At 61.9% G+C, this 4,540-nt stretch carries 4 protein-coding genes; all 4 read left to right on the top strand.

Translation table 11 applies throughout. From position 1 onward, the window contains the following. Window positions 1-648 precede the first annotated feature (648 nt). Window positions 649-1,623: a hypothetical protein gene (locus AUC71_RS11580; protein WP_158007811.1), complete on the top strand. Its 975-nt coding sequence runs from the start codon at window positions 649-651 to the stop codon at window positions 1,621-1,623. A 39-nt stretch (window positions 1,624-1,662) separates the two neighbouring features. Further along, window positions 1,663-3,450 (top strand): FecR family protein, encoded by a 1,788-nt coding sequence (locus AUC71_RS11575; RefSeq protein ID WP_069624388.1) that lies wholly within the window; start codon window positions 1,663-1,665, stop codon window positions 3,448-3,450. Between the two features lie 152 nt (window positions 3,451-3,602). After that, window positions 3,603-4,223: a hypothetical protein gene (locus tag AUC71_RS11570; protein WP_204376712.1), complete on the top strand. Its 621-nt coding sequence runs from the start codon at window positions 3,603-3,605 to the stop codon at window positions 4,221-4,223. Further along, complete coding sequence (locus tag AUC71_RS20340; RefSeq protein WP_204376711.1) at window positions 4,175-4,492, top strand: hypothetical protein; 318 nt, start codon at window positions 4,175-4,177, stop codon at window positions 4,490-4,492. Before AUC71_RS11570 ends, AUC71_RS20340 begins: the two co-directional genes overlap by 49 nt. Window positions 4,493-4,540: the final 48 nt, after the last annotated feature.

Below are 4,540 nucleotides of genomic sequence, written 5' to 3'. Positions count from 1 at the left end.
CGAGGCGTGAGTCTCGATGCACTCAACGGTTGCAGGCGCCGGGTTGTACATGTCCGGCCGCCTCATGAAATCCAACAGCTTAGCCTGGCTCAAACCGACCTCCGCTCAGATATTAACCATAGGGTGACAATGCCGTGCCCCGGCGGCCACAGAAGCATTGAAAACACTCAAGAAACACGCAGGCGCCCTTGTCGCCAATAGGTTAACTGGCTAACGTTTGCGCGGATGGGCGGGTGTTGTGGGGTCATCCTGCAAAGACGCCTCTCGGAAAGGCCGAGCGGTCCTGATGAGGTTGTGGGGAAAGTTGGCGATCGCCGGTGCGATGGCCGCTCTGGTTGTGGGCGGCCACAATTCCGGCTACGCGGCGGAAGCCTCGGAGCAGCGGCGCGAAGCGTTGCTGCAAGAGATGATCGCGCGCCCGAACGATCTCGACCTCGCTTTCGAATACGCCAAGCTCTCGGCCGATGCCGGCGACTACGAAGGCGCCATCTCGACCATGGAGCGCATGCTGATCTACGCGCCCAACACCCCGCGCATTCAGCTCGAGCTCGGCATTCTCTACTACCGCCTCGCGCCTACGACGTGGCGCGCAGCTATTTCGAGCAGGTCCTCGCTAATCCGAGCGTTCCGCCTGACATCGCTCAAAAGGTGCAGCTCTATATCCAGCAGCTTTCCCTCGCGGCCGATCCGCCGCCCTTCTCCGCCACGATCTTCAGCGCCATCCGCTACGAGACCAACGCGAATTTCGGACCCGGCACCAACAGCGTGACACTGAACGGCATCGACTTCACCCTCGACGATCAATCGGTTGGTCAGCCTGGGTGGAGCGCGCTCAACATCGGCACCCTGCACTATTCCTACGACCTGAAGAAACAGGGCGACAAAATCGAGTTCGATTTCCTCGCTTACTCGACCGCCTATTTCGAGAACGAGCTTCAGGACATCGATCTCGACTTCTTCGAGTTCACGCTCGGCCCGAGCTGGAACCTGAAACGCTGGGGCTGGGACCAGACCCGGCTCTACACCTATGCCATCGCCGATCTGGCCTATCTCGGCTACGAGACCTATTTCACGGCGCCCGGCGCCGGCATCCGCCTGCTCAGCTTCTCCGCCGAGCGCAGCGTGCTCGATGCGCGGGTCGAGACGCGCTACCGCGAGTTCAACGACACCGACCTGCTCCCGACCAACTCGCTGCGCGACGGGCTGCAAACCCGGCTCGGCGCGACCTATTCCTACTATACGAGCCCCGGCTTCGTGATCACGACCCAAGGCTACGTGCAGCGTGAGGACGCGTCCGCAGACTTCTATTCGGACTGGGAAATCGCGCTGTCGGGCGGCTTCGCCTGGACTTTCGACAATTTCCTCTGGCAGGGCCAGTATCCGTGGACCTGGCAGCTCGGCGGCGGCATCATCTTGCGGAACTACGACGCGCCGGACCCGACCATCAATTTCTTCGAATCGGAGGAAGACGAGACCTGGTGGGCGCGCACCGCCGTGGTGATCCCGGTGGCGGAAACCTGGGCTTTGGTCCCACAGGTTGAATATCGCGATCAGAAGTCTAACTATGATATAAGGACGTATGACGACTTGATCACTCTTCTCGGGGTGCAGAAGAGGTTCTGAGGGATGGGACGCTCTAGATCTTCAACCGGTCTGTTCGGGATGCGCGACACGCGTACGCCCGCCTTTCTGCTTGGCCTCTCCGTCGCGCTGATGCTGGCCGCGGGCCCGGCCCAGGCCGAGAAGGTCGGCGTGGCCGCCGCCGTCAACCCGGACGCCTTTTCCAGCCTTTCCGGCACGCCCAACAAGCAGCTCAATATCGGCAAGTCGATCTTCTACAACGAGCGGATCAACACCACGGATAGCGGCCTCGTCCAGGTCCTGCTGGTGGACGGCTCGACCTTCACCGTCGGCCCAAACTCCAACCTCGTCATCGACCGCTTCGTCTACGACCCGCGCAAGAAGACCGGCGAGCTGGTCGCCACCTTCTCCAAGGGCACCATGCGCTTCATCGGCGGCAAGCTGTCCAAGAACGAAGGCGGCGTGACCGTGAACACGCCGTCCGGCGCGCTCGCCATTCGCGGCGGCATGTTCCAAGCAAGCCTGAGCGGCAATCGTGGAATCTTCTCGTTCCTGTTCGGGAACTATATGCAGCTTGGCGGCAAGCGCGTTTACGAGACCGGGTACACGATCGATACGACGAGCGGCACGCCGACGATCCGTCCGACGACCCGGCAGGACATCAATCTCATTCTGGCGGCTCTGACGAACTCGAATTGGCGGTCCGGAACCAACAATACGGCCAGCAATACGCAGAACCAAGGCCCCAATTTCTTCCAGAACGATGGCGAGCCGGACGAACTCATAGACACGGCAACCCAGGATCAGATCCAGGCGGAACTCCAAAAGGAATTTCAGAATCGCCTCAAGAATCTTCCGAGCGCGCCGAACGATACGAATTCACCGGACACGTCCAATCCAAATCCGCCCGGCCCCGCACCAGATACGAGGGTCGGAGGTGAGTTTCGTGGCTATGCTTCGGGCTTCATTGTTACGGACGGAGCCCCACAATTCGTGGGAAGCCTTGCGCCTGACTCCAGCCTGACATTGACCCCGAGCACCAATACTGTCTCGGGAATCATTGATGTCCGAGAGATGGATCCCACAAGCCTTCTCGCATTGCTGGTCGATAGCTATAGCGGAACCAAATACAACATTGGTTATGGAAGCACCGGTTCGGAGAACTATCAGTCCGATCAAAATTTTGGTGCAAGCGCACAGACCGCTGCCGTCACAGAAACTTGGACTGAATTGGTTTGGGAGGGATGGTTTCCCCGTCTCGTGAACAGATCCGCGACGACTAATCCTGCTGTAACCGGCTCTCTGGCGAGCGGTCAGTTTGTCGAAGGGAACCCTTTGCCGAACGGCTTGTGTGACGATTGCGATTTTATTCACTTCGGCACCTGGGGAGCAAAGTTGACTTCTCAAAATGAGAGTTCGACGGCGCTCGGCGGCTGGTGGATCGCAAGCGACATTACTGACGCCGCGGACCTGCCCACTGAAGGAAACGCGACCTACGCAGGCAGCGCCATCGGCTATGCATCCAACAAGCCCAGAGGGGGAGCGTGGAGCACGCCCTACATCGCCAAGGGCGACATGAACATGAACTGGAACTTCGGCACACGTAAGGGCGATCTGAGCATTACAGGCTTCGATGGTCGCAACTTTGGTGGAAATCTCTGCGGCGGCGGTGTTCTGTGCCCCACGGGTAAGAATCATTTTGTCGGTGGTCTGGCCTTTGAGGGACAGAATCGAGTCAGAGGCGCTGCGGCTGGCTCGTTTGTGAACAATGGCCCGAATAAAGCCGTCGGCGTCATCGGCAATTTCGGGATCGGGGACAATAGATGGAAGGGCACCGGCGTCTTTGGCGGTGCCGCAGTCCCGAGGTAGTCCCATCCTGGCGTATCCTAGAACTTACCGGCTCTGCCCCCTTTGACGCCCCTCAAGGCGTCTCTCTCCTAAGTCTCCACACTGGATGGCGAGACCGTGCGCGCTCGCGTTAGAGTGGGCGTCGACCGCCACCCTGACGCGGGAGAGCCCCCATGCCGTCGTTCATGCCGACCCTCACGAGAATCCCTACCCTGCCCCGGCTTGCGCTCGCCGCGAGCCTTGCTGCTGTCTCGCTAACCGGCTTCACCGGAACGGCCTTCGCCGAGCCCACGGAGATCACCGTGCGCGTGCTCGGCAAGGACTCCAAATTCGTCGGCACCTCCATGGGCGGCGCGCGCGTCATCCTGCGCGATGCCGAAACGGGCGAGATCCTGGCCAAGGGCGTCACCGCGGGCTCGACCGGCGACACCGAAAAGATCATGCACGAGGACCGCGGCGCGCGTGCCGTGCTCTCGAGCAAGGGGGCGGCGCAGTTCACCGCCACGCTCGACCTCGACGCGCCCCGCCTGATCGAGGCGGAAGCCTACGGCCCGCTCGCGCAAGCCCAAGCCGCCAACCGGGTGAGCGCCACCCAATGGGTCGTGCCCGGCGCGCATATCACCGGCGGCGACGGCTGGGTGCTCGAGCTGCCGGGCTATGTGGTCGACGTGCTCGACCCGCCGGCCCATGTGAAGCTGCCGCCGGACACGACGAACGTCGATTTGCGCGCCAATGTGGCGCTGATGTGCGGCTGTCCCATCACGCCGGGCGGCTGTGGGATGCGGACAAGCTGACCGTGAAGGCGCTGGTGACGCGGAACGGCGAGAAGCTCGCGCCGGTCGATCTCGTCTACGCCGGCCAGACCAGCCAGTTCAAGGGCAGCGTGCCGGTGTTCGGCGCAGGGGTCTACGACGCACCGTCTATGCTCATAGCCCCGAGACCGGCAATACGGGCCTCGACCGCACCACGTTCATCGTCGCCGAGTAGCGTTCCGGATTCCCTCCCCCTGAAAGGGGGACGTCGGCTCGCCCTGGGCGAGCCGGGTGGGGGTCATGCCGCATAGTCAGTCCTCGGCTCTGACCCCCACCCCGGCCCTCCCCCCTTGCAGGGG

The organism is Methyloceanibacter marginalis, from assembly GCF_001723295.1.
GTDB classification, from domain to species: Bacteria; Pseudomonadota; Alphaproteobacteria; order Rhizobiales; family Methyloligellaceae; genus Methyloceanibacter; species Methyloceanibacter marginalis.
Note: the sequence above shows the minus strand (reverse complement) of the source record. Positions and strands in the feature narration are given on the sequence as shown.